21 protein-coding genes are annotated in these 25680 nt (G+C 71.8%); 8 read left to right on the top strand and 13 right to left on the bottom strand.

The genetic code is table 11. The features are described from left to right. Positions 1-170 precede the first annotated feature (170 nt). The 6 genes from AAD528_RS06425 (at position 171) to AAD528_RS06400 (ending at position 6462) form a co-directional block, all read left to right on the top strand. The gene (locus AAD528_RS06425) at positions 171-1289 is read left to right on the top strand and encodes a 5-(carboxyamino)imidazole ribonucleotide synthase (protein ID WP_345751219.1); all 1119 of its coding nucleotides are present in this window, start codon (positions 171-173) and stop codon (positions 1287-1289) included. Between the two features lie 275 nt (positions 1290-1564). Beyond that, positions 1565-2032 (top strand): 5-(carboxyamino)imidazole ribonucleotide mutase, encoded by a 468-nt coding sequence (gene purE, locus AAD528_RS06420; protein ID WP_345751266.1) that lies wholly within the window; start codon positions 1565-1567, stop codon positions 2030-2032. A gap of 112 nt (positions 2033-2144) precedes the next feature. Beyond that, positions 2145-3533 (top strand): LCP family glycopolymer transferase, encoded by a 1389-nt coding sequence (locus AAD528_RS06415; protein ID WP_345751265.1) that lies wholly within the window; start codon positions 2145-2147, stop codon positions 3531-3533. 90 nt (positions 3534-3623) lie between these two features. Further along, complete coding sequence (locus AAD528_RS06410) at positions 3624-4721, top strand: glycosyltransferase (protein ID WP_345751218.1); 1098 nt, start codon at positions 3624-3626, stop codon at positions 4719-4721. A gap of 45 nt (positions 4722-4766) precedes the next feature. Beyond that, positions 4767-5690 carry an ABC transporter permease gene (locus tag AAD528_RS06405; RefSeq protein WP_345751217.1) on the top strand — a complete coding sequence of 308 codons (924 nt, stop codon included), beginning with the start codon at positions 4767-4769 and terminating at the stop codon, positions 5688-5690. Positions 5691-5721: 31 nt separating this feature from the next. Further along, complete coding sequence (locus tag AAD528_RS06400) at positions 5722-6462, top strand: ABC transporter ATP-binding protein (RefSeq protein ID WP_345751216.1); 741 nt, start codon at positions 5722-5724, stop codon at positions 6460-6462. A gap of 63 nt (positions 6463-6525) precedes the next feature. Here the strand turns inward: AAD528_RS06400 and AAD528_RS06395 are convergent, their stop codons facing one another. Continuing rightward, entirely contained in the window at positions 6526-7827 is a 1302-nt protein-coding gene (locus tag AAD528_RS06395; RefSeq protein WP_345751215.1) for a UDP-glucose dehydrogenase family protein, read from the bottom strand. A 174-nt stretch (positions 7828-8001) separates the two neighbouring features. Between AAD528_RS06395 and AAD528_RS06390 the strand changes: the two genes are divergently transcribed. Further along, positions 8002-10263, top strand: a complete 2262-nt coding sequence (locus AAD528_RS06390) for a LasA N-terminal domain-containing protein (protein WP_345751214.1) — start codon at positions 8002-8004, stop codon at positions 10261-10263. Positions 10264-10334: 71 nt separating this feature from the next. On the opposite strand, the gene AAD528_RS06385 is transcribed toward AAD528_RS06390, so the two are convergent. The 4 genes from AAD528_RS06385 to rfbA are packed head-to-tail and all read right to left on the bottom strand — an operon-like array spanning position 10335 to position 15462. Further along, a complete protein-coding gene (locus AAD528_RS06385) occupies positions 10335-12155 on the bottom strand; it encodes a hypothetical protein (RefSeq protein WP_345751213.1) in 1821 nt (606 codons plus the stop codon). Next, positions 12152-13579, bottom strand: a complete 1428-nt coding sequence (gene rfbD / locus AAD528_RS06380) for a dTDP-4-dehydrorhamnose reductase (RefSeq protein WP_345751212.1) — start codon at positions 13577-13579, stop codon at positions 12152-12154. Before rfbD ends, AAD528_RS06385 begins: the two co-directional genes overlap by 4 nt. Before the next feature lie 15 nt (positions 13580-13594). Then, complete coding sequence (gene rfbB, locus AAD528_RS06375; protein ID WP_345751211.1) at positions 13595-14593, bottom strand: dTDP-glucose 4,6-dehydratase; 999 nt, start codon at positions 14591-14593, stop codon at positions 13595-13597. Continuing rightward, the gene (rfbA, locus tag AAD528_RS06370) at positions 14593-15462 is read right to left on the bottom strand and encodes a glucose-1-phosphate thymidylyltransferase RfbA (RefSeq protein WP_345751210.1); all 870 of its coding nucleotides are present in this window, start codon (positions 15460-15462) and stop codon (positions 14593-14595) included. Before rfbA ends, rfbB begins: the two co-directional genes overlap by 1 nt. A gap of 65 nt (positions 15463-15527) precedes the next feature. Between rfbA and AAD528_RS06365 the strand changes: the two genes are divergently transcribed. Beyond that, entirely contained in the window at positions 15528-17747 is a 2220-nt protein-coding gene (locus tag AAD528_RS06365; protein ID WP_345751209.1) for a hypothetical protein, read from the top strand. Here the strand turns inward: AAD528_RS06365 and AAD528_RS06360 are convergent. Genes AAD528_RS06360 through AAD528_RS06325 form a run of 8 tightly spaced genes read right to left on the bottom strand, consistent with a single transcriptional unit; the run spans position 17692 to position 25562 of the window. Next, positions 17692-18627: an NAD-dependent epimerase/dehydratase family protein gene (locus AAD528_RS06360; protein WP_345751208.1), complete on the bottom strand. Its 936-nt coding sequence runs from the start codon at positions 18625-18627 to the stop codon at positions 17692-17694. The two genes, AAD528_RS06365 and AAD528_RS06360, sit on opposite strands and share 56 nt — an antisense overlap. Further along, on the bottom strand, positions 18624-19655 hold the full coding sequence (locus tag AAD528_RS06355; protein ID WP_345751207.1) for a glycosyltransferase: 1032 nt from the start codon (positions 19653-19655) through the stop codon (positions 18624-18626). The genes AAD528_RS06360 and AAD528_RS06355 overlap by 4 nt, the downstream gene beginning before the upstream one ends. After that, on the bottom strand, positions 19652-20482 hold the full coding sequence (locus AAD528_RS06350) for a glycosyltransferase family 2 protein (protein WP_345751206.1): 831 nt from the start codon (positions 20480-20482) through the stop codon (positions 19652-19654). Before AAD528_RS06350 ends, AAD528_RS06355 begins: the two co-directional genes overlap by 4 nt. Beyond that, a complete protein-coding gene (locus AAD528_RS06345; protein ID WP_345751205.1) occupies positions 20479-20979 on the bottom strand; it encodes a GtrA family protein in 501 nt (166 codons plus the stop codon). Before AAD528_RS06345 ends, AAD528_RS06350 begins: the two co-directional genes overlap by 4 nt. After that, positions 20976-22364: a glycosyltransferase family protein gene (locus AAD528_RS06340; RefSeq protein ID WP_345751204.1), complete on the bottom strand. Its 1389-nt coding sequence runs from the start codon at positions 22362-22364 to the stop codon at positions 20976-20978. The genes AAD528_RS06345 and AAD528_RS06340 overlap by 4 nt, the downstream gene beginning before the upstream one ends. Continuing rightward, positions 22361-23323: a lysylphosphatidylglycerol synthase domain-containing protein gene (locus AAD528_RS06335; protein WP_345751203.1), complete on the bottom strand. Its 963-nt coding sequence runs from the start codon at positions 23321-23323 to the stop codon at positions 22361-22363. The genes AAD528_RS06340 and AAD528_RS06335 overlap by 4 nt, the downstream gene beginning before the upstream one ends. Continuing rightward, positions 23320-24453 (bottom strand): glycosyltransferase, encoded by a 1134-nt coding sequence (locus AAD528_RS06330; protein ID WP_345751202.1) that lies wholly within the window; start codon positions 24451-24453, stop codon positions 23320-23322. Before AAD528_RS06330 ends, AAD528_RS06335 begins: the two co-directional genes overlap by 4 nt. Next, on the bottom strand, positions 24450-25562 hold the full coding sequence (locus AAD528_RS06325) for a glycosyltransferase family 2 protein (protein WP_345751201.1): 1113 nt from the start codon (positions 25560-25562) through the stop codon (positions 24450-24452). Before AAD528_RS06325 ends, AAD528_RS06330 begins: the two co-directional genes overlap by 4 nt. Positions 25563-25680 lie beyond the last annotated feature (118 nt).

Below are 25680 nucleotides of genomic sequence, written 5' to 3'. Positions count from 1 at the left end.
GCGTCCTCGAACGCTCGACCGACCCTGCGGGCCGGCGCTCGCGTTCGATGGCTGTCGCTGAAGCTCCATCCACGACGGGCGTCGCCTCATCGAGATGGGCGGCAGTCGCTTCGCTCCACTCGCTGCGCTCGCAATCGGGGTTCAGCCCGCGCTCTGAGACAATCTTCCGCATGGGGATGACTGTGGGTGTGGTCGGGGGCGGACAGCTGGCTCGGATGATGATCGCTCCGGCGGTCGAGCTCGGGGTCGGGATCCGGGTGCTGGCGGAGAGCGACGGCATGGCCGCCGCGCTCGCGGCGACCGCGGTCGGCGACTACCGGGACGTCGACACGGTCCTGGCGTTCGCGCGCGAAGTGGATGTCGTGACGTTCGACCACGAGCACGTCCCGCAGCCGGTGCTGCGCGCGCTCGTCGAGGCGGGCGTCGCCGTCCACCCCGGCCCCGACGCGCTGCGGTTCGCGCAGGACAAGCTCGTGATGCGCGCCCGCCTGGCCGAGCTCGGCGCGCCGCAGCCCGACTGGGCCGCCGTCGCCGACGAGACGGATCTGCGCGCGTTCCTCGACGACCACGGCGGTCGCGCGGTCGTGAAGACGCCGCGCGGCGGCTACGACGGCAAGGGCGTGCGCGTGGTGTCCGACGCGGCCGAGGCGGCCGACTGGTTCGCGTCGTGGGACGGCCCGCTGCTCGTCGAGGAGCTCGTCCCCTTCACGCGCGAGCTGGCGCAGCAGGTCGCGCGCCGGCCGAGCGGGGAGGTCGTGGCGTACCCCGTCGCCGAGACCGTGCAGCGCGACGGCGTGTGCGCCGAGGTGATCGCGCCCGCGCCGCGCGCCGGCGAGAAGCTCATGGAGGTCGCCGCGCGGCTCGGCGTCTCGATCGCCGAGGGCCTGGGCGTGACCGGCATGCTCGCGGTCGAGCTGTTCGAGACCGCGGATGAGCGGATCCTCGTGAACGAGCTCGCCATGCGTCCCCACAACAGCGGCCATTGGACGCAGGACGGCGCCGTCACCAGCCAGTTCGAACAGCACCTGCGCGCCGTGCTGGATCTCCCGCTGGGAGCCCCGGACCCCTTGGCGGAGTGGTCCGTGATGGTGAACATCCTCGGCGGGCCCGCCGACGCCGGCCTCACCGACCGGTTCGCGGACGCCATGGCGGAGCACCCGACGGCCAAGGTCCACACATACGGCAAGGACCCGCGCCCGGGTCGCAAGGTCGGGCACGTCAACGCGGTCGGCGACGACCTGGAGGACGTCGTGTACGAGGCGCGCGCCGCCGCCGGCTTCTTCGCCTGACGCGCGGAGCGCTCGGCGCGGAGCGTCGGCGACATGTACGCGCCGTGTGGGAGCGGAGCGACCGTGCCGCGAAGCGGCCAACCAGCGGGCCGGACGGAGCGAAGCGACGTCCATCGATCGCGAGTGCCGGCGCGGAGCGTCGGTCGAGCGATCGATTGCGCGCGGCCAAGAATGAATGTCGCACCCGGGAAACCCCAGCCTGCGCGCCTACCCTGTAACGCGTGCTGAACACGACCGATGCCCTCGACTCGGACACCCCGCTGGTCGGCGTGGTGATGGGATCCGACTCCGACTGGCGTGTCATGGTCGACGCCTCCGCCGCGCTGACCGAGTTCGGCATCGCGCACGAGGTCGAGGTGGTCTCGGCGCACCGCACCCCCGACAAGCTGATGCGCTACGCGCGGGAGGCGCGCGGCCGCGGCCTGCGCGTCATCATCGCGGGCGCGGGCGGCGCCGCCCATCTGCCGGGCATGCTCGCGTCGATGACCCCGCTGCCCGTCATCGGCGTGCCCGTGAAGCTGAAGAGCCTCGACGGCCTCGACTCTCTGCTATCGATCGTGCAGATGCCGGCCGGCATCCCGGTCGCGACCGTCTCGATCGACGGGGCCCGCAACGCGGGGCTCCTCGCGGCGCGCATCCTGGGCGCCGCCGATCCTGGCATCGCCGACCGGATGGAGGACTTCGCGCGCGACCTCGAGCGTCAGGTCGAGCAGAAGAACGCCCGGCTGAAGGAGTCCCTGTGAGCGCGGCGGCCTCGACGAGGGGCGATCTGTGACCGCAGTGGGTGCGGGGTCGTACGCGACCGCCCGCGATCCCCGCGCGCCGCAGGGGCGCGCGCTGGTCGAGCAGCGCCCGATGCGGCATCCGGACTCCGGCTCGCAGGACGTGATGACGCGGCGCGCCTGGTGGCTTGTGATCCTCGGGTGGCTGATCCCCGGATCCGCGCAGGTCCTCGCCGGGAGCCGTCGGCTCGGCCGCTTCGGCCTCGGTGCGACGCTCACGGCCTGGATCGCCGCGATCATCCTGGGCCTCGGCATGATGCTGTGGCGCTCGGGCCTGACGTCCGTGCTCTTCGCCCCGGTGATCGGGCCGATCCTGCTGACGATCGCCCAGGTCGCCGTCGCGGGCTACGGCGTGCTGTGGATCGTGCTCGGCATCGACACGCTCCGTCTCGTGCGCCTCGTGAAGACGCGGACGCCCGCGCGCTACGGCATCGCGGTGCTCTCGATCCTGCTCATGGCGGTCTCCGGGGGCACGGCCGCGTACGCGGCGGGCTCCGTGGGAGCAGCGCGCGACGCGCTCGGCTCGATCTTCGGCCAGAGCGCCGCGCCGGTCCCGCCCAGCGACGGCTTCTACAACATCCTGCTGCTCGGCGCCGACAGCGGCGACGGCCGCGACTCGATGCGATTCGACAGCATCTCGGTCGTCTCGATCGACGCCGATACCGGCGCGACGACGATCACCGGCATCCCGCGCGACCTGCCCGACTTCCCCTTCAGCCCCGGTCCGATGCAGGATCTGTTCCCCGACGGGTTCGAGGGCCACGGCGATCCCGAGTGCGGCTGGGACGGCGGCATCAACCAGCTGCGCAACGCGGCAGAGAACTGCCGCGACGACAAGGGCGCCGGGCTCTACCCCGACGCGACAGCGCGCGGCTCGTCACCGGGCGTCGAGGCCACGAAGGACGCCGCGGAGGGGATCCTCGGCATCGAGATCCCGTACTACGTGTTCGTCGACATGCACGGCTTCGCCGACCTCGTCGACGCCCTGGGCGGCGTCGAGATCGAGGTGACCGAGCGCCTGCCCAAGGGCGGCGGACCCGCATGGCCAGGCCAGCCCGCGGAGGAGTGGGCGATCGGCTGGATCGAGCCGGGCGTGCAGCGCATGGACGGCGACACCGCGCAGTGGTACGCCCGATCGCGCTACACCACGAGCGACTGGGACCGGATGCAGCGCCAGCGTCAGCTGCAGCAGGCGATCCTCGCGCAGTTCACGCCCACGACGGTGCTGACGCGCTTCCAGGACGTCGCTCACGCGGGGGAGGACCTCGTCGAGACCGACCTGCCGCAGTCGATGCTGTCGTACTTCGTGGATCTGGGACTCAAGGCGAAGGAGCAGCCGGTCACGACGATCGAGCTGGTCCCGCCGCTGGTCGATCCCGAGGCACCCGACTTCCCGTCGATCCGCCAGATGATCGCGGACACGCTGCATCCCGAGACGCCGACGCCCGAGCCCACGCAGTAGTTCTCGGCCGCGCGGATCGATCGCTGGGTCGCACGGGGAAACGTCCTGGCGGTCGGGACGTGGTCAGGCTCACTGGCTACGCTTCGAGGCATGACCGTGACACTCCGGGTCGTCCTGGACCAGCTGGTCGCGCCCACGCATCCCGACCTCGCGATGGCGTCGCGTTCGCTCGCCGCGGCGCTCGTCGAGACGGCGCCGGACGGCTGTCGCGTCGAGGCGATCGCGCCCGCGGGCGAACTGCCCGTCGTGGCCGGGGTCGACGAGGGACGGCGCCTGGCGCTCGGCCGCCGCGAGACCGCGGCCGCGTGGCAGCTGGGCGTGGTCGCGGGGGTCGGCGGCGGCATGATCCACTCGCCGACGCTGATGGCGCCGCTCGTGCGCCATGACCGCGTGAACGACCACGACCAGACCGTCGTGACGCTGTGGGACCTGCGCGCGTGGGAGGCGCCCGAGGAGCTGCCGCGCGCCGCGGTGATGTGGGAGCGCGCCATGCTGCGGCGGGCCGTGCGCCACGCCGATGCCCTCCTCGTCCCGACCCACGCGATGGCCGAGCGGCTCGAGACCTACGCGCGGCTGGGAGAGCGCATCCGCGTCGTCGCGGGCGCGCAGCCCGACGGGTTCGCCGCGCCGACCGACGCGGCCGCGCGGCGGCGCGATCTCGGGCTGCCCGCGACGTTCCTCGTGCTGGCCGGTGGCACCGGCGCGTCCGACGGCCTCGCTGCGGGATTCCGCGCCGCGGCCCCGACCGGGCTCGACGTCGTGGTGATCGACGTGCCCGAGGGCGAGGAGCCCGCGGTCTCGACTCTCGCCGAGGCATCCGGCGTGGGGGCCCACCGCGTGCACGCCCGTGCGGGGCTCGATCGCGGCGACCGGGCCGCCGTCATCGACGCAGCGGCCGTGTTCGTCGCCGCCTCTTCCCGCGGCGCGTGGCCGTGGCGGGTGGTCGAGGCCATGGCGCTCGGCACGCCGGTGGTCGCGGTCGACTCCGATGTGCACCGCGAGGTGGTGCTCGACGGCGGCATCGTCGTGCCCGAGGTGCAGCTCGAGGACGCGGTCGTCGACGCGCTCAGCGACGGCTCGCTCACGGGCGACTCGGGCCGCCTGCGGGTGCTGGGCCGCGACCGCTCCCGCGCGTTCTCGTGGGCGGGGGCCGCGGAGCGCGTGTGGCAGGTGCATGCCGACCTGTGACGCGTCCAGGCTCCGGCCCGACCCGCTGTCCTAGGATTGCTTCTCGTGCCGAGTGAACCCGAACTGTCCGCGCCCGACCTGTTCGCGAACGTCCCGCGGTCGGCGTTCGAGAAGCCGGGCACGAGCCGCGGGCTGCTCGACGTCATCCGCTGGCGCTACCTGCTGCGCCTGCTGGTGCACACCGGTGTGACCACGCGCTACCGCAACTCGGTGCTGGGCTGGACCTGGTCGTACGTGCGGCCGGCCATGCAGTTCCTGGTGTTCTGGCTCGTCATGGGCGTCTTCATGAACCTGGGCGACCAGCTGCCGAACTACCCCGTATACCTGTTCAGCGGCATCATCGGCATCAACTTCTTCAGCGAGGCGTTCGGCAACGCGACCCGCTCGATCGTCGGCAATGCGCCGCTCGTGCGCAAGGTGTACCTGCCGCGGCAGCTGTTCTCGGTGTCGGCCGTGTTCGTCGCCTTCGTGCACTTCCTGCCGCAGGTGGGTCTGCTGCTGATCGTCTGCCTGTTCATGGGCTGGATCGTGCACATCACGATCTGGAGCGTGCTCGCGTTCCTCGCGGGCATCGTGATCCTGGCGATGGTGTCCTTCGGCGCGGGCCTGTTCTTCGGCGCCGTGAACGTGCGCTTCCGCGACGCGGAGCCGATCGTCGAGCTGCTGCTGATGCTCGTCACCTGGGCGTCGCCCGTGCTGTACTTCTGGACCATGGTGCGCGACGCGTTCGCGGCCGTGCCGTGGCTCGTGCAGCTCTACATGCTCAACCCGATCACGGTCGCGGTCGAGCTGTTCCACACCGCCTTCTGGGAGCCCGTCTCGCGCGTCGCGATCGAGGAGCAGGCACTCGAGCTGCACCCCGACCTGGGGTGGCTCACACTGTGGGCGTTCCTGATCTCGCTGGCGACCATCCTGATCGGCCAGTTCGTGTTCCGTCGTCTCGAGGGGAGGTTCGCTCAGGACCTGTGATCCGACGAGGATCCGACCTGAGCGGCGCATCATGAGAGCCACCACCCCCATCCACACGCCGAGCGTGATCGTCGACGGCGTGCGCAAGACGTTCCTGCTCAACCACGCCCACTCCCTGAAGGACACCGTGGTCAGCGCGCTGCGCGGCCGCAAGCTCTCGACCGAGTTCCACGCGCTCAACGGCCTGGATCTCGTCGTGAACGAGGGCGATTCGATCGCGGTGCTGGGCTACAACGGCTCGGGCAAGTCCACGCTGCTGAAGCTGCTTTCGGGTGTCATGCAGCCCGACGCCGGCGAGGTGCTCACGCGCGGCCGCGTCGCGGGCCTGATCGAGGTCGGCGCGGGCTTCCACCCCGAGCTCTCGGGCCGCGAGAACGTGTTCCTGAACGCGGCCATCCTGGGCATGCAGCAGAAGGAGATCGAGGAGCGCTACCACGAGATCGTCGCATTCGCCGAGATCGGACAGTTCATCGACCAGGAGGTCAAGCACTACTCGTCGGGCATGTTCATGCGCCTGGCGTTCTCGGTCGCGATCCACGTGGACGTCGACGTCCTGCTGGTGGACGAGATCCTGTCGGTCGGCGACGCGCCCTTCCGCGAGAAGTGCCGCGCGAAGTTCGAGGAGCTGATCGCCGCGGGCAAGACCCTCGTGATCGTCAGCCACGACATGGAGATGGTGCGCGAGCTGTGCAACCGCGCGGTCGTGATCCGCAAGGGCGAGCTCGTCTTCGACGGCGGCGTCGACCGGGCGATCGAGGCGATGAGCGCCTGACGAGAGCGATCACGAAGAAGCGCCCCGGATCATCCGGGGCGCTTCTTCGTCGGGGGATGCGTCCTAACGCCCCATGCCGGTGTAGGTCCAGCCGGCGCCGCGCCAGGTTGCCGGGTCGAGCACGTTGCGGCCGTCGAACACGACGGGGCGGGCGACCTTGGCGGCCGTGACCACCGCGTCGAGCTCGCGGTACTGCTTCCATTCCGTCACCACGACGACGGCCTCGGCGCCCTCGAGCGCCGCGTCGACCGAGTCGGCGTAGGTCAGCTGCGGGTGCAGGCGGCGGGCGTTCTCGATGGCCTCGGGGTCGTGCGAGACGACCTCGGCGCCCAAGCCCTTGAGGCGCACGGCCACGTCGAGCGCGGGGGAGTCGCGGATGTCGTCCGAGTCGGGCTTGAAGGCCAGGCCGAGCACCGCGACGTGGCGGCCGAACACGCGACCGTCGAACGAGTCGACCACGAGGTCGACCAGGCGCTGGCGCCGGCGCAGGTTGATCTCGTCGACCTGCTTCAGGAACGCCACCGACTCGCCCTTGCCGAGTTCCTCGGCGCGCGCGGTGAAGGCGCGGATGTCCTTGGGCAGGCAGCCGCCGCCGAATCCGACGCCCGCGTTGAGGAAGCGGCGGCCGATGCGCGCGTCGTGCCCGATGGCGTCGGCGAGCTGCGTGACGTCGGCGCCCGTGACCTCGGCGATCTCGGCCATCGCGTTGATGAAGCTGATCTTGGTCGCGAGGAAGGAGTTCGCGGCGACCTTCACGAGCTCGGCGGTCGCATAGTCCGTGACGATGCGCGGCGTGCCCGCGGCGATGGCCCTGGAGTACACCTCGTCGAGGATCGTGGTGTCCTGCTCCTTGGAGGCGTCCGCGACGCCGTAGACCAGGCGGTCGGGCTCGATGGTGTCCTTGACCGCGAAGCCCTCGCGCAGGAACTCGGGGTTCCAGGCCAGACGCGCGCCCGCGGCGTTCACGAGCTCCGCCAGACGCGCGGCAGTGCCCACGGGGACGGTCGACTTGCCCACGACGAGTGCGCCGGGCTTCAGATGCGGGATCAGGTCGGCGACGGCCTGGTTCACGTACGTCATGTCGGCGCCGGCGCCGTCCCGGCGCTGGGGGGTGCCCACGCCGATGAAGTGCACGTCCGCGTCCGCGGCCTCGGCCGGGTCGGTCGTGAAGCGCAGGCGGCCCGAGGCGAGGCTCTGGGAGAGGATCTCCGGCAGGCCGGGCTCGAAGAAGGGCGTCTCGCCGGCCGACAGCTTCGCGATCTTCTCGGCGACGGGATCGATGCCGACCACGTCGTGACCCAGCGATGCCATGGCGGCGGCGTGGACCGCGCCGAGATATCCGCAGCCGAAGACACTGAGCTTCATCTCGAAAAGGCTCCTTTCGTCAGCCCGCCGCGTCGTCCGCGCGCGGGCACGCTGTCCATCCTCCCATGACGAGGGGACCGGGAAGCCCGCCCGGTGTGGCGGCGCGACGCCGCGCACCGCCGCCCCATGGGACCAGGCCTTTTCGTCATCTTTCACATCTGTCACACTGTTCACATGCGTGTCGCCCCCCACGTCCGTCCCGCCGTGCCCCGCCGCGGCGTCCCGTCGCGTGTCGCACGCACCCTCGTCGTCCTCGGCGCGAGCCTGGCGCTGGTCGCCGGTCTCCTGCCAGCGCAGGCCGCGTCCGCCGCCGTGTCGGCCCCGACGCCGTCGCCGGCCGCGACCGCCACGGCGGCTCCCGAGCCCGCCGCGACGGGGACCCCGACGCCGGCCCCGCCCGCCCAGGACGCTCCGCAGGCGCCCACGACGGAGGCGCCCGCCGCCGACGACGCGCCGGACCCGCAGACGACGTACGCGCCGCCGCCGGTGGCGAAGGTAGAGCGCCCGGATCTGTCCGAGGTCGCTGCGGAGAGCCCGCTGCAGGAGAAGGACGCCGCGGGCGACGAGACGGTCGACGCGGCCGACCCCGGCAACGTCCCCTATCCCGCGTCCGGGGCGTCGTCGGGATCCGGCGACGGCGCATCCTCCGCGCGCTTCCAGCTCGCGAGCCCCGTCGAGGCGATCGTGCCCGCCGCGGCGGTCGTCGGCTTCTCTGCCGGAAACATCATCAGCAACTCGGTCTTCACCGCCAAGGGCTCGATGACCGCGTCGCAGATCGCGTCCTTCATCGCCGGTAAGGTCGCCACGTGCCAGAAGGGCTACACCTGCCTCGAGAACTACATCGAGACCACCCCCACGCGCCGGGGCGACAGCTACTGCTCGCAGTACACGGGCGGCAGCCGCGAGAGCGCCGCGCGCATCATCTACAAGGTCGCCCAGGCGTGCGGCATCAACCCGCGCGTGCTGCTCGTGATGCTGCAGAAGGAGCAGGGCCTCGTCACCCACACGTGGCCGAGCGACTGGCGCTTCACGATCGCCATGGGCATGGGGTGCCCCGACACGGCCGACTGCGACAAGACCTACTACGGCTTCTTCAATCAGGTGTACGGCGCCGCCCGCCAGTTGAACATCTACGGCAAGGACTCGTACTTCAACTGGTACAAGCCCGGCGGGACGCGCAGCATCCGCTACCACCCGAATTCGTCGTGCGGCTCGTCGGGCGTCTACGTGCACAATCAGGCCACGGCCGACCTGTACTACTACACGCCCTACCAGCCCAACCGCGCGGCCCTGGCGGCCGGCACGGGCACGGGCGACTCGTGCTCGTCGTACGGCAACCGCAACTTCTACAACTACTTCCGCGCCTGGTTCGGATCGACCGGCGGCGGGACGTCCTCGGGCGGATCCGGCATCGCGAACGGCACCATGATCAAGGCCGAGCCGCACGTGTACCTCGTGACCGGCGGCAAGAAGGTCCACATCACCAAGGCCACGCTCTCGACGTACCAGAGGGTCTTCGGTGCGCCGAAGGCCGTCACCGCGGCCGCCGCGAACGCCCTGCCGAACGGCGGGGAGGCCTCGCTGTACATCCGCAACAGCTCGAGCGGCGAGGTCTCGCTGCTGCAGGGCACGCGCTCGCAGCGCCACAAGTTCAGCTCCTGCGATCAGGTGAAGCTGTGGGGGAGCGCATGCCACGCCGAGACGTACCTCGCGCCCGCGGAGTACGGCAGGTTCCCGTCCGGACCCGCGCTCACGAAGTACGCCCGTCAGACGACGACAGGACGGATCCTGCTGCTCGCCGGCTCGTCTTATCTGCCGATCTACAACGAAGCCAATGCGGCGACTCTGAACGGTGGCAGCGCTCCTTACGCGGCGGTCATGCCCGCGGGGGCGTACTCGAAGCTCACGAAGGGAGTCGTCCGGTGGGCACCGGGACGTTTCGTCGAGCCGGCGGGCTCGACTCGGACATACCTGCCGACCTGGGATCGGCGGCTCATCTATCTGCCGACCTGGCTGTATCAGCCGGAGCTCGGGATCGCGCGTCTCCGCGATGAGCGTGTTCCCAAGGTGGACGTCGCTCCTTACCGTGCCGGCGGCACTCTTTCCCAGTTCGTGAAGTGCGGGAGCACCGTGTACCTGCCGTCGCAGGGAACGCTGTATCCCGTGAAGAGCGCGGCGGTGAAGGGCTTCAAGATCACCGTGTTCGACGCGACGCTCTGCGGCATCCTGCGGAAGTCGACGGCCGCGCCGCTCGCGCGGGTCTACGTGCAGGGCGTGGGACAGAACGCCGTGTACTTCGCGCAGAACGGCAGGTGGCGTCACGTCACCTCCCGCGCCGCGCTCGAGAAGCTCGGCGGCGGCTCCTGGCCCACCGTCCACCGCCTCTCGGCGGGATTGATCGACTACCTCCCCAAGGGGTCGGTGTACCGAGGCTGACACGACGGACGACCGAGGCCCGCCCCGCGCTTGCGCGGCGGGCCTCGGTCATCCGGTCGTCGCCGGGAGGGTCACTCGACCAGCCGGCCGCGCTCGCGCAGCTCGTCCTGCAGTGCGCCGGGCATGATCCAGATGCGGCTGTAATAGAACTCGGGGCCGTCGAGCTCTGCCGCGCCGTACGCCGCCAGCGGCGAGTCCCCGATGCACGAGACCACGATGTCCATCGTGGGGACCTCGCCGTTCGAGTCGACGCGCTTGACGAGGGCGTCAGGCATCAGCCCCCAGGCGAGCTTGTTGAACGGCACGCCCGGCAGGGTGCCCGGGCGTCCGCATGAGAAGTCGTAGCCGACGACCGTCTCGCCGGACTCGTCGACGATCTGCTCGACCGAGGCGATCGCCGCCGGGTCGAACTGCTCCAGGCCGCGGAAGTCGTCGGACCAGTCGTTCGCGCCCGCCGAGCCCGCCACGGCCAGCACGAGCAGCCCGATCGGGGCGGCGATCGCCCAGCGGCGCAGCAGCCGGTATGCGACGAGGCACGCGAGCACCGACAGCGACGCCCACAGCCAGAACCGGTTCTCGTTCGTGAACGAGGGCACGATTCCCGGCGGGAAGACCTCGTGGGGGAGCAGGAAGCCCCACGGCAGGACGCCGCCCATGTGCGCGGGGGTCACCCAGCCCCATGTCGGGGCCTGCGGTGCGAGCCAGAACACGACGGGGGCGAGGATCGCCACGGCGCCCGCGGTCGCCCAGGCCCAGGTGACCGTCCGGATGCCGCGCACCAGCACGGCCAGACCGATCGCGACCACCAGCGCCGCGACCGGATCGAGATACCGGCCGTAGATCCACGCGTCGAGGCGCCGCCAGGGGTTCTCCCACAGGTTCCAGTCGCTCGCCCACGCGATGACCGAGAGCAGCCACGAGGCGGTGAACACGCCGAACAGCCAGCTCGCGCGGCCCAGCCGGCGGCGGCGCACCTCGCGCCACGCCCACACCACGATCGCGATGAATCCGATCGCGACGAGGCCGTACGAGCCGATGATCTGGTTCCAGGTCTGCCCGAGCGCGACGCGCACGAAGAACCCGAGGTGGAAGTCCTCGAGGTTGCGCAGCACGCCCTCGCTCTGCCCCGTCTCGCCCTCGAGCAGGACGTCGTTCAGGCGGTCGCCGATCTTCTCGGCCAGCACGTAGCCGGCCCCGAGTGTGACGAGCCCCGCGAGCGCGACGGGCCAGCGCTTCAGCAGCAGCGCCGCGAGCCACACGCCGCTCGCCAGCACCACCGGGAGCATGCGCATGTGCGTGAAGTACACGGCCGCCGCCGCCAGGCCGAACACCACGGCGCGCGTGAAGGTCGTGCGCTCCCAGAGCCGGAACGCCGCCAGCGCGGTCAGCACCACCACCAGGAACAGCAGCCGCTCGCTGAGCACGTAGTCCGCCTGGACGGTGCGGGAGGGCAGGGTCGAGACGACCGCCGCCACCGTGAGCGCCTGCGGCAGGTCGAGTCGCACGCGGCGCACGAGCAGCGCGAGCGGCCAGATCGTCGCCGCGGCGAGGACCCAGCCGACGATGGCAGCCGCGGCGTACACCTGCTCGGGCTCGTCGAAGATCCACCACAGCGGCGTCAGCAGGATGCCCCACGCGGGGAAGTAGCCGCCCGAGCCGAACTCGGGCATGGGGTCGCCGGCGAGCAGGCGGGCGAGCTGGAGCAGGTGCAGCTCGTCGAAGGGGAACGCGGGCTGCGTCGCCGTGGCGCCGACCCGGGCGGTCGTCACCAGGTTCAGCGCGATCGCGGCGATCGCGATGATCCACCACAGTCGCGTCCGGTTCCGCGGGTCCTGTGCGCGCGGCAGGCTGACGAGTCCGACCGGGAACGCGGGCGGCCGGCCCAGGCTCACCGCGCGGCTCCGTCGCCCGCCGCGAGGTAGCGCACGAGGCTCTCGTCCGCGTCCGGGGGGGTGAAGCCCGCGGCCTCGATGCGTGCGAGGTCCAACACGCTGCTGCGCGGCCGCGGCGCGATGGCGCGGTCGGCTCCGGCGAAGTACTCCTCGGTGCTGACGGGCGTCACGCGCGCGGGGTCGTGCCCGGTGAGCTCGAACACGCGAGCGGCGATCTGCGCCCACGAGCGCGGCTCACCCGCGCCGGTGAGGTTGTAGACGCCGTAGGCGGCACGGGTGTCGAGCAGGTGCCGGATGCCGCGCGCCAGGTCGGCCGCGAAAGTGAGGCGCCCCACCTGGTCGTCCACCACGGACGGATCGACGCCGCGCTCGGCGAGCGACGCCATGGTGCGCACGAAGTTGCCGCCGTCGCCGATGACCCACGAGGTCCGCACGATGTAGTGGCGCGGCACCGTGCCGACGATGGCGTCCCCCGCGGCCTTGGTCTGGCCGTACACGCCGAGCGGCGAGAGCGGGTCGTCCTCGCGATAGGGCCGCGCGGACGTGCCGTCGAAGACGTAGTCGGTGGACACGTGGACGAGCGTCAGGTCGTTCGCGGTGGCCAGGCGCGCGAGAGCGGCGACGCCCGCGGCGTTCGCGGCCCAGGCCTCGACACGGCCCTCGGCGGTCTCGGCGGCGTCGACCGCGGTGTGCGCGGCGGCGTTGACGATCGCGCCGTAGTCGCGCCAGCGGCGCGCGGTGCCGAGCGCCGGATCGGCGAGATCGAGATCGGCGCGGGTCGCGTACTCGATGTGCGGTGCGTCGCCGAGCTCGGCGCGCAGCGCGCGTCCGAGCTGGCCGCCGGCGCCCACCACGAGAATCCGCTTCGGGGGCACGGAGGCGGCGTCCGCGAGCGGCGGATGCGCGCGGTCCTTGTCCGAGATCTCGGCGGCGTCGAGCGCGATCGGCCAGGGGATCGCCACGGTCTCGTCCGCCAGGTTCACGAACGAGTATGTCGCATCGGGCGACCAGTGGTCGTTGACGAGGTACGTGTACGCGGTGGCGGGCTCGAGCGTCTGGAACCCGTTCGCGACGCCGCGCGGCACGAAGATCGCCCTCGAGGGGTCGAGCTCGGCCGTGAACACGGTCCCGAAGCCCGGACCCTCGCGCAGGTCCACCCACGCGCCGAACACGCGGCCGGTCGCGACCGAGACCCACTTGTCCCACGGTTCGGCGTGCAGGCCGCGCGTCACTCCCGCCTCGGCGTTGAACGACACGTTGTTCTGCACGGGACCGAAGTCGGGCAGGCCCAGCGCGACCATCTTCTCGCGCTGCCAGTTCTCCTTGAACCAGCCGCGCGCGTCGCCGTGCACGGGCAGATCGAACAGCAGCATGCCCTCGATGGGCGTCGTGGTCGCAGCCAGCTGCTTGCCGAGCTCAGTCATCTTCTCGTCAGGCCGTCACTGGTTGCGCGCGGCGTAGAACGCCTCGGTGGCGTCCTTCGCGGGGGCCCACCACGCCTCGTTCTCGCGATACCACGCGATCGTGGCGTCGAGGCCCGACCGGAAGTCCTGGTAGCGGGGCTGCCAGCCGAGCTCCGTGCGCAGCTTGGTCGAGTCGATCGCGTAGCGCATGTCGTGGCCCGGGCGGTCGGCGACGTGGTCATATGCGTCGCGTCCCTCGCCCATCAGCTCGAGGATGAGCTCGACGACGTCCTTGTTGCTCTCCTCGCCGTCGGCGCCGATCAGGTAGGTCTGCCCGATCTCGCCCTTCTCCAGGATCGTGAGCACGGCGGACGAGTGGTCGTCGGCGTGGATCCAGTCGCGCACGTTCTCGCCCTTGCCGTAGAGCTTGGGGCGGATCCCGCGGATCACGTTCGTGATCTGGCGGGGGATGAACTTCTCGACGTGCTGGTACGGCCCGTAGTTGTTGGAGCAGTTCGAGATCGTCGCGCGCACGCCGAACGAGCGCACCCAGGCCCGCACGAGCAGGTCGGATCCGGCCTTCGTCGACGAGTACGGCGACGACGGGTTGTAGGGAGTCGACTCCGTGAAGCGCTGCGGGTCGTCGAGCTCGAGGTCGCCGTAGACCTCGTCGGTCGAGATGTGGTGCAGGCGCACGTCGTGCCGGCGCGCGGCCTCCAGCAGCGTGTACGTGCCGATGATGTTGGTGTCGAGGAACGGCCGCGGGTCGTTCAGCGAGTTGTCGTTGTGCGACTCGGCGGCGTAGTGCACGACCGCATCGGCGTCGCGGAACAGCGCATCGACGAGGTCCGGATCGGCGATGTCGCCCTGCACGAACGTCACGCGGTCCTCGGGGAGCCCCGCGAGCGAGGCGCGGTTGCCCGCGTATGTGAGCTTGTCCAGCACCGTGACGTGGTCGTCCGTGTGCTCCACCACGTGGTGGACGAAGTTCGAGCCGATGAAGCCGGCGCCGCCGGTCACGAGCAGACGGGCCATCAGCGTCCACGCTCCAGGATCTCCAGGAGGTACGTGCCGTACCCCGACTTCACGAGCTTCTGCGCGCGCTCGCGCAGTTCGTCCTCGGTGAGGAAGCCCGACCGCCAGGCGACCTCCTCGGGCGCGCCGATCTTGAGCCCCGTGCGGCGCTCCATCGTGCGCACGTAGTCGGCCGCATCCGTCATCTGATCGAACGTGCCGGTGTCGAGCCACGCGGTGCCGCGGGGCAGCACCTCCACGCTCAGCTTCCCGCGCTCGAGGTAGGCGGCGTTCACGTCGGTGATCTCGTACTCGCCACGCGCCGAGGGCTCGAGGTTCCGCGCGATCTCGACCACGTCGTTGTCGTAGAAGTACAGGCCCGGCACGGCGTAGTTGCTCTTGGGCTCGACGGGCTTCTCCTCGAGCGAGACGGCCTTGCCGGTCTCGTCGAACTCGACCACGCCGTACGCGCTCGGCTCGGCGACCCAGTAGGCGAAGACCGCGCCGCCGTCGACGTCCGCGAAGCGCTTGAGCTGGCCGCCGAGACCGGGGCCGTACAGCAGGTTGTCGCCCAGGACCAGGGCGACCTTGTCGTCGCCGATGAAGTCGGCGCCGATCGTGAAGGCCTGCGCGAGGCCGTCCGGGGAGGGCTGCTGCGCGAACGTGATCGACACGCCGAACTGCGAGCCGTCGCCGAGCAGCCGCTCGAACGCGGCGGCGTCGTGCGGCGTGGTGATGACCAGGATGTCCCGGATGCCCGCCAGCATCAGCGTCGACAGCGGGTAGTAGATCATCGGCTTGTCGTACACCGGCACGAGCTGCTTGGAGACGCCCAGCGTGATCGGATGCAGACGCGTGCCCGAACCGCCGGCGAGGATGATGCCCTTCACTCGACCATCGTGTCATACGCCGTCGTGCAGGCCGGCTGGGAACCGCGTTGTTAGCATCGGTGACCGTGAACCCTCGCCTGACGCGCATCCTCTGGCCGGTCGCGGCGGCGGTCATCACCGTGCTGCTCGCGCTGGCCCGGCTCGCGGGCGATCCGCACTTCTACTTCGCCGACGACACGCAGCTCGGCTCGTTCGGGCAGTGGTGGCAGCTCGGCGACCTGCTGCGGCAGGGGCGGATCCCGCTGCTCGAGCCGTCGGCGTGGCAGGCGGGCAACTATCTGGCCGAGGGGCAGTGGGGCCTGTTCAACCCGCTGACGTGGCTGATCGCGCTGGGGGCGCGCGCGAGCGAGGATCCGGTCGTCTTCGCGACGATCGTGAAGGTCGCCTTCCTGGTGCTGATGTGCCTCGGCGCGTATCTGCTGGCACGCTCTTTCACCGCCGCGCGCCCCTGGGCCGCGCTCGCCGCGGTGCTGGTGCCGCTCGGCGGCTTCACGGTGTACATGGATGCCGCGTCCTGGTCGACCGGGCTGTTCAACGCCGCGCTGCTGCCGTGGGTGTGGTGGGCGCTGCGTCGCGCCGTGGAGGCGGGGCGCTCGCCGATCCCGTACCTGGCGGCGAGCTACGTGCTGGTCGCGTTCGGCTACATCTTCGGCGTGATCGCCCTCGTCGGCGTGCTGGTCGAGTCGCTCGTCCGCGCCATCTGGCGGCGCGACCGCATCCGGATCCTCCGCAGCCTCCTGGCCTCGGCGTGGGGCGCCGCCTGGACCGTGCTCGTCTACCTCCCGGGTGTCCTCACGGCCCCGGTCACGCAGCGCGGCGACTTCGTGGTGCGCAACTGGTTCTTCCTGAACGCGGACCTCACGGACGTCGCGGCGGCCGCAGGTCCCACGCTCACCGGCACGATCCGCACCTGGGAGGGGGAGGTCCCGGCCCCTCCGGGCGTCCTCGAGAAGGGCGTGATGCTCTGGACGGGGGAGGTCACGCAGGCCCCGCTGATGTACATCGCGTGGCTGCTGCCGTTCTTCCTCCTCGTGCTGCCGCTGTCGCGCGCCGCCATCCGGCGCTGCGTCCCACTGCTGGCCTTCGGCACCGCGACGCTCATCGCGATCCTGGCGCCCAGCCACATCGCCGCGGTCCGGTGGCCGCTGCGCTTCATCCCGTATCTCGCGCTCGCGGCGCTCGTGCTGTTCGCCGTCGCCGCCTCGCGCACGCGCTGGCGCGAGATCTCGAAGACCCGGATCCGCTGGACCGTCGCGCTGATCGTCGCCCTCGCCCTGCTGAACCTCGGCAACGTGCCCCTTGACTGGCGCGGGATCGGCGCGACGACGGCCGGGCTGCTCGCGATCCTCGCGGGGATCGTGTTCGTGGGCCGGCGCCCGTGGCGGGACGCGGTGCGCACGACCGTGCTCGTGTCCGGGGCCGTGGTCGTCTCGGCGGTGTCGGTCGCCGCTCAGGTCGTGGCGATGCCGACCACCCCGCTGCCCGGCAATGCCGTGCCGTCCGTGAGTGCGATGCGCGAGGTGCTGAGCGACCCGCGGGGCGACGCGATGGTGGTGGGCAACGCCTCGGCCGGCCAGCGGGACCCGGCGACCTGGAGCGAGCGCCTGCTGGCGAACCTCTGGTACCTGAGCGAGACCGACGTGTCGAACCTCTACACCGTGCTGCCGTACTCCGCGTTCGTCGAGGACCTGTGCATGGATCTGCGCGGCAACACGTGCGCGGACGGGCTCGCCACCCTCTGGAGCATCGACCCGGACACGGGAGAGCGCGTCAGCGATCTCATGGGCGTCAGCACGGTGATCGCCATGCGCGGGACGTTCCCGGAGGAGCCGGACGCCCCCGCGGGGTGGCACCTGGAGCGGGCGGGCGAGTTCACGTGGCTCTTCCAGCGCGACGATCCCCTGCCTCCCGCCGGCGGTGTCGTGTGGACGGGCGACGGGACCGCGGTGAGCGAGGCGCAGGTCTCGGACACCGCCGTGAGCTTCCGCGTGGACGAGGTGGGATCGGACGGCCGCGTCGTGCTGAGCCGGCTCGACTACCCGGGCTACCGCGTCGAGGGCGCGGCCGAGGCGGCGCCGACGCGCGACTGGCTGCTGACGGTCGACGTCGCGGGCGCCTCGGCGGGCGATGTCGTCACGGTGCGCTTCCAGCCGCCCGGCCTGCCGCTGCTGGTGTCGGCGGCCGCGCTGGGGATCCTGGTCGCGGCGGGGTGGCTCGTGGGGCGCCTGGTCACGCGCCGGCGCGCAGCGACAGCGTCGCCAGCTGCGCCGCGTACACGCGGCTGAGGCCCTCGGGGAGCGTCGTCCGGACCAGCCCGTCGAGGTCGGGCCACACGCGGGAGCGGACGCGCAGGTCGAGCGCCTGACCGCGCGCGTCGCCGCCGCCGAGGACGATCGTGCCGCGCCGGCGGCGCAGCCGCTGCAGCTCGCTGATCAGCGCGCCGATCGAGACCGCGCCGCCGGTGCCCACGATCTTGACCGTGGTGGTCCCCGGGGGGGTGCCCGCCGCACGCAGCGCGATGGCCGACATCAGGCGCGCGGCGTCGTCCTCGTAGATGTAGTCGCGCAGGGTGTCCAGCGGCACGTAGATCGAGGCGGGCGTGTCGGTGAGGTGGGCGCGCACGAGCACCGAGATCAGGCCCTGGCCCTTCGTGAGGTCCTGACCCGGCCCGTACAGGTTGGTGATGCGGCCGACGGCCGCGTGCCATCCGCCCGTCGCCGTGGCGTCCGCGAGCGCCCGCTCCATCGCGAGCTTGCCCTCGCCGTAGGCGGACGCGGGCGCGACGGGGGTGTCCTCGGTGAACGGCGGCGCGGGAGAGGCGGCGTACGCGCCGCCGACGGAGGACGCGAGCATCACGGTCAGTCGCGCGCGGTCCGCGTCGGGCATCGTGCCGATCGCCTCGAGGAAGCCGCGGAACACGCTCACCTCCTCGAACACGCGCTCGCGCGGCGTGGAGGTCACGGCGCGTCCCGCGCCCCACGTGATCTCGAGCGGCTGGTCGGGGGGCGCCGACGCGACGAAGCGCGCGAGACCGTCCGCCAGGGCCGCCACGGCGGCATCCGGATCGCTCCACGGCACGGTCGCGGCGAACGGCGCGTCCGGACGGGCGCGCGCGATCGCGCGGCCGAGCAGACCTCGGCCGATGATCCAGCGCCGGGGCGTCACGACGCGGCCGCGGACCCGTCGCGAGGCGCCGCCGGGGCGACGGGGGCGGCCTTCGCCAGTGGGCCGGTCGCAGGATCGCGCACGATGAGGTACGAGGGCTTGCCGAGGGCGGTGCTGACGGCCACGCCGAGGTACTCCGCGATGATGCCGAGCGCCATCAGCACGAGACCGAGGCCCAGCAGCAGCACCACCATGAGCGACGTCCATCCCGGCTCCTGCACGACGCCCGCGGAGCGGGCGATGACCAGGTAGATCGCGTACAGCAGGCCCGCGACGAACACCGTCGTGCCGGCGTAGGTCACGAGGCGCAGGCCGCGCGTGCCCGAGGTCAGCACCATGCTCCAGAAGTGCCCGAACAGGCGGCGGTACGAGTAGCCCGAACGGCGCTCGCCCTCCTGGCGCAGGCGCACGTCCGCCGTCGCGGTGCGCGCGGCGATCCAGCTGAGCGCCACGTCGAGGTACACCCCGTGGCCGGCGTAGGCCGCGACGCTGCGGCCGATCTCGCCCAGCACCAGCCGGAAGCTGTTGAAGTCGGTCGCGCGACCGCCGCTGAAGACGGTCTCGAGGATGCGCTTGGACGCGCGCGACGCGGTGTTGCGGACCGCACCGTGCGGCGGCCGGTTCACCGGATTGGCGTAGACCAGGTCGGCCTGCGCGTCGAGCGCGGCATCGAGCAGCCCGCCGATGTCGCGCGGGTCGTGCTGGCCGTCCTCGTCCATCGTGACGATCCACTCGCCGCCCGAGCTGGCCATGCCGGCGAGCGTCGCGGCATGCTGGCCGAAGTTGCGGCTGAGCCATACGGGCACGATCCACGAGTGCGTCTCCGCCAGCCGGCGGATCACGGTGTCGGAGCGATCCGGACCGCGGTCGTACGTCAGGATCACCTCGCCGACCTGCGCCGCCCGTCCCCCGGGGGAGCGGAAGCCCTCGGTCAGCGGGCGCAGCTCCTCGATCACGGCGTCGAGCGTGCGCTCGCCCTGATAGACGGGGATCACGACGCTGATCCGATGGATGTACGGCTCGGTCATCGCATCCTCCTCTTCAGCACACGATACGAGAGGCGCCGGGCACGGGCCATCAGCGCCGCCCGCACGTCGCCGATGCGGCGATCCAGGCCCGACAGCGCCTCGGGGTGCGTCTCGCGCACCCACGCGTGGTATTCGCGCGCCTCCGCCGCCTGGCGGGACGCGAGCGCGACGCTCCACTGGGCGTCGCTCATCCGGAACGTGGCCCCGACCTCGGTGTCGGGCACGAAATCCCCCTCGAACAGGACGCGCGTATACGTCGCCTGGTCGATGAAGTACGAGAACCGGTCGTTCCAGCCGCCCGTGCGGGTGAGCACGTCGCGGCGCATCATGACGGAGGCCGGTTCGCCGAACAGGTTGGATCCGGCGAGGACGGCATGCCGGACGGCTTCCGCGCCGGGCATGCGGCGGTCGACGCCGCGCAGGCCCCACGCCGGCAGCAGCACCGCGCCGCTCGCGTCGATCACGTCGCGGCGACAGGCGGTCATGACCGCGCCCGTGCGCTCGAGGAGGTCGACCTGGCGCGCGAGGACGCCCGGGCGCAGCACGTCGTCGCCGCACACGAGCTTGAGGAATTCCCCGCGTGCGGCGTCCGTCACGCGGTTCCAGTTGCGGCCCGCACCGCCGCCCGCCTCGGTCTCGAGCAGGACGACCCGCGGGTCGTCCTGGAACGTCCGCATGACGTCGAGCGTGTCGTCGGACGACGCGTGGTCGGCGACGACCACCTCCATGCCGGCGACGTCCTGATCCAGGATCGAGCGCAGCGTCTCGGCGAGCGTGCGGCCGTTCTCGTACGCCGGGACGACGACGCTGAGCCTCGGATCGGTCACTGCTCCTCCTTGCGACGGTGGAACGAGAACCGGCTGTGGCCGAACCAGCTGAACACCGCCGTCACGAACGTGAACAGGAACTGGGCGAGGATCGGGTTCATCCCGAGCCCCATCCGCAGGGGCAGCACGACGAGGTGGTTGAGCAGCAGCGGGACCAGGTACACGAGCTGGAAGCGCCCGAAGTCGAGCCAGACGTGCCCGGTGACGCGGAACACGGCCTTTCTCATCAGCACGAACGCGGAGATCGTGCTGAGCAGATGGGCGCACATGATGGTGAGGAAGGTCGCCAGCCACGTGTGCGGCCAGAGTCCCTCGAACAGGAGCGAGAACAGGATGAACCACACGAAGCCGACGCCCGTGTTGATCGCGCCGACCACGAGGAATGCGATGCGGCGGTCCTTGATGAGGCGCAGCAGCGGGCCGTCGGGCGCCGCGCCGCCGCCGATCGCCTGCTCGGCGCCGCCGGGCAGCTCCTCGTGATGCTCGTCCTGCGTCATGCCGGCTCCGTCCGCCGGCGCCGTCCGACGAGCACGGCGAGCGCCAGAACGGCCCCGGCGATCGCGACTCCGAAGCCCAGCCAGGTCCACTCCGGATAGATGGCAGCCTGAGCCCCGCGCAGCTGGCGCGCAAGGGTCGCCGCGATCTCGAGGCCGAGCAGGATCGCGCGCGCGAGCGTCCAGGCGACCAGCGGAAGGCCCCGCAGCCACAGCAGCGGCAGCACGAGCAGGGGCGCGAGGAACGGCAGCATCGCGAAGAAGTACCGGGCGAACGCGCTGCCCCCGCCGGCGGTGTGCAGGATCTGCATGATCGCGACGCCGCCGCACACCGCGAGGGCGGTGAGCAGCAGCACGATCCGCACGGCGCGGTCGCCGCGCCCGCGCAGCGCGCGGACGACGAACAGCACGATGCCGACCAGCGTCGGGAGCGCGAACAGCAGCAGCGTCCAGGGCCAGGACGCCTCGAGGGCGCGGGGGAGCGCCGGGTACGTGCCCACGGAGAACTGCTCGGACATCACGGTCCAGAAGGACGGATCCGCGGCGACATCCGGCGCGGGACGCGCCACGCGGCTGGTGTGCTCGGCGGCCCAGTCGGGGTGCCCGCCGCTCGCGTTCCCGGTCAGGGCGATGTTGCGCAGGTAGAACCACAGGGAGGAGCCGACCACGGCGACGCCGGCGGCGACGGCCGCGAGCCACGCGTGCCTCGGGCGCAGCGGCCCCGGCAGATGCCCGATCACGATCGCCGCGACCGCGAACAGGATCGCCACGGGCAGCAGCGAGAACCGGGACAGGGCGCAGCCGGCGCACGCGAGCGCGAACAGCACGCTGTCGCGCACGGGCGTCGTGCCGCGCGCGAGGCGCAGCAGCGCGTAGAACGCCAGCGCGCTCACCAGCGCTGCGAGGGTGTCGGTGTAGACCGAGCCGCCGAGGCGCACGAACCACACCGAGAGCCCCACGACCAGGGCCGAGGCGAGGCCCACGCCCGCGACGTCCGGGACCAGCAGGCGGCCGATGCCGCGGACCGTGTACAGCAGCACGACCGAGAGCGCGACCATCACGAAGCGCCCGGCCATGCCGGCGGCCTCGATGTGGCCCGCGTCGGCCAGCGGTCCCACGAAGGGCGACAGCAGCAGGTAGAGCAGGGGCGGGTGGTGCGACGTCCACTGCACGGGCGGATGCACGCCCACCGCGTTGCGCAGCTCGAGGCCGTCCTCGAAGACGGGCAGGTGGCCGTGCCAGACCTGCAGCGCGTAGTCGACGTGCGCGGCCTCGTCGCCGCTGGAGTAGATCGGCGACGCCATGGCGTACGCGAAGGGACCGCCGAGCCCCAGCAGGACGAGCGCGACGTGCTCGAGGGCGGCGCGGATCCGCAGGCCGCGGCTCACCGGGCCGCCCCCATCCGGCGGCGCGCGATCCGGGTCTCGACGGCGCCCGCGGCGGCGAAGCCGAGGTCGACGGCCGTGAGCAGCAGGCGGCTGAGCAGGACGAGCGTGACGATCTCGGCGGACGCGAGCGTGCCCGCCAGGGCCGCCGCCAGCACGAGCTCGCGCACGCCGGCGCCCGCGGGGGCGATCACGAACAGGAAGCCGATCACCCAGGCCAGCGCGTAGCCGCCGATGCACTGCACGACCGTGTGCCACGTCGCGGGCGCGCCGAGGCCGATCGCGAGCACGGCCACGGCGATGCCGGCGACGACCCACGCGAGCGCCGCCCACGCGGTCGCGGCGCCCACGCCGCGCGTGGAGAGCGTTCCGCCGGTCCGGCCCGCGATCGATCCGTCGAGCGGCTCGAGGCGGAGCAGGCGCCAGGCGAACCCGATCAGGCGGTTCATGACCGGTGGCACGAGCAGCACGAGCAGCGGCACGCCGAACCACATCAGCCAGGCCCAGTCGGCCAGCGCGGGAGTGGGAGCGAGCACGAAGCCGAGCGCCCCGATGCCGACACCCGACACCAGCGAGATCAGCAGCGCCAGGGTCATGGCGGCGACCGAGTGACGCGCCGGGATGCCGTGCGCGCGTCCGAGATCCGCTGCGGCGGCGATGTTCCAGACGCCGCCCGGGATGTACTTGCCGAGCTGGCTCACGCCGAACAGGGCCACGGCGGGGCGGATCCCGATCGGATGACCCAGATCGTGCAGGATGCCGCGCCACGACTGGAGCGTGAGCGCGACGTACACGGCGCACGCGAGCAGCGCCACCAGCAGAGCCCACAGCGGCAGGCGCGCGAGCGCCGCGACGATCTCGGGCCAGCGGCTCGCCACGAACCACGCCGCGAAGCCCAGGGCGATCGCGAGGAACGCCCACTTCACGGCGGGGGAGCGGAGGATCCCGAGGATGCGCTTCATCGGGCGCTGCCGCCGCTCGGGCGGAGACGCTCGAGGAGCGGCGCGACGACATCGCGGGTACGGAAGCCCTCGGCCGCCGCCGCCGCGGCGGCGCGGGCGGCCGCGACGCGCTCGGGCGATCCGGCGAGCTCCGCGATCACGGCGGCGAGGGACGCGGGGTCACCGGGCTCGGCGTAGAGCGCGGCGTCGCCGAACGCGGAGCGCTGCGGCGGGGTGTCGCCGGTGACGATCGCGCAGCCGGCCGCCGCGCCCTCGTACACCTTGTTGGGCACCACGCGACGTGCCTTGCCGGACGTGCCGAACACGCCCAGGCACACGTCGTGGCGGGCGACGAGCGCCGGAAGCTCGTGCGCGTCGACCCAGTCGACCCACGTCACTCCCGCGAGGTCGCCCGCGGCGGCGCGCGCCTCGTCGTAGTCCTGACCGGTGCCGACGATCGTCGCGGTGAAGTCCGCGCCGCGCTCGCGCGCGAGGCGCAGCGCCCTCGCGATCGTCGGAGCGCCCTGCAGCGGCGTGAACAGGCCGAAGAAGACGAGCGACAGCTCCGCGGCCTCATCCCGGGGCGTCCCGGAGCGCGCGGCGAACCACTCCGCGCGCGCGCCCACCGGCACGTGCACGCCCTTGCGGCGATCCGGGAGCATCTCGAGGTGCTCGACCGTGTCGACCAGCACGATGTCGGCGGCGTTCAGCGCGCGGGCGTCGAGGCCTCGCAGCAGGCGCACGCGCAGTCCCTGCGCTCCGCGATCCTGCGCCGTGTCGCCCGCGAAGATCAGGTGGTCGAGCACGATGGTCGAGCGGCGACGTCCCGGTCGGGCGGCGGAGCCGAACAGGCGCCTCGCGAGCAGCACGTCGAAGTGGCCCATGTAGCCCACGAGCACCGCGTCCGGCACGAGACCCGAGCGCAGCATCGCCCGCGCATCGCGGCGCAGCGCGATCCAGCACGTGAGCAGCCGCCACGCGAACGCCGGCAGCCGCCAGGGCTGCTTCAGCATCCGCACGCGCTCGGCCGTGCTGAAGCCGAGCGGATGGTTGAGCTCGCGCACCTCCTCGCCGCGCTCGCGCAGCCCGTCGACGACGATGCCGACGCGGGGATGCTTGACGGCGTCGTAGGTGCCGAACGAGACGATCACGACGTCGTCCGCGCCGATCCCGCGCTCTCCGCCGCTCGCTCCGCGGGAAGCGGCTCCGGTTCCACCTCTGCGACGGGCGCGTCGGCGATCGGCCTCTCGGCGATCGCCGACTGCGGGTCCACGGGCGGCAGCGTGACGTGCTGCACGTCCTGCGGCCGGGCGGCGTCGGCGCCGTACTGCAGCTCCTTCAGCCGCTGCAGCGTGTCCTCGAGCAGTACGCGGTTGGTGCGCAGCAGGTCGGAGATGATCAGCAGCGCGAACGACAGGAGGGCGCCGACCAGCAGCGACGATCCGAGGATCAGCGACTGGATGTGGTCGCCGGCGACGCCCATCCAGCTCAGGATCAGGAAGCGCAGGAACGGGATCAGCCCGCCGAGCAGCAGCAGCACGCCGAGCGTGGTGAAGATCGTGTGCGGCTTGAACATGATGTAGCTGCGCAGGATCGCCTGACCCGACTTCGCCATGTGCTGGAAGATGTTCGTGAACAGCCGCGACTCGCGGGTCTTCGGGTTCGTCGTGATCGGCACGCTCGCGATCTTCAGGCGCTTGTTGCCGGCCTGGATGATCGTCTCCATGCAGTACGAGAACTGCGTCACGATGTTGAGCCGGATCAGCGCGGCGCGCGAGTAGGCGCGGAAGCCGCTTGCGGCGTCGGGCAGCTCGGTGCCCGCGGCGAAGTTGACGACCTTGCTGCCGACCCGCTGCATCGCCTTCTTGAACGGCGAGAAGTGCGCGATGGTCGCCGTCTGGCGGTCGCCGATCGCGATGTCGGCCTCACCGCGCAGCAGCGGCTGGACGAGCTCTCCGATCATCTGCTGCGGGTACTGGTTGTCGCCGTCGGTGTTGACCACGATGTCGGCGCCCAGCACGCCGAGGGCGTACTCGATGCCGTCGCGGAACGAGCGCGCCAGGCCCATGTTGCGCGTGTGGTGCACGAAGTGGCGCACGCCGAACGAGCGGGCGACCTCGATCGTGCGGTCGGTCGAGCCGTCGTCGATCACGAGGATCTCGATCTCGTCGATGCCGGGGATCTGCTTCGGCATCGTCTCGAGGACGAGCGGCAGGGTCGCCTCTTCATTCAGGCACGGGATCTGGATGACGAGTTTCATGCTGCTCCTGGGGGAATCCTCGGGCGCGAGAGCGCGGAGATCGCGGCTTCGGCGGGCCGCAACCCGGCGAGCGAGTCTACCAAGCGGGCCCTGGGGAGGGTCTGAGGCGCGCGCCTGG

Origin of the sequence: Microbacterium rhizophilum (assembly GCF_039605615.1) — a bacterium.
Lineage (GTDB): Bacteria > Actinomycetota > Actinomycetes > Actinomycetales > Microbacteriaceae > Microbacterium > Microbacterium rhizophilus.
Note: the sequence above shows the minus strand (reverse complement) of the source record. Positions and strands in the feature narration are given on the sequence as shown.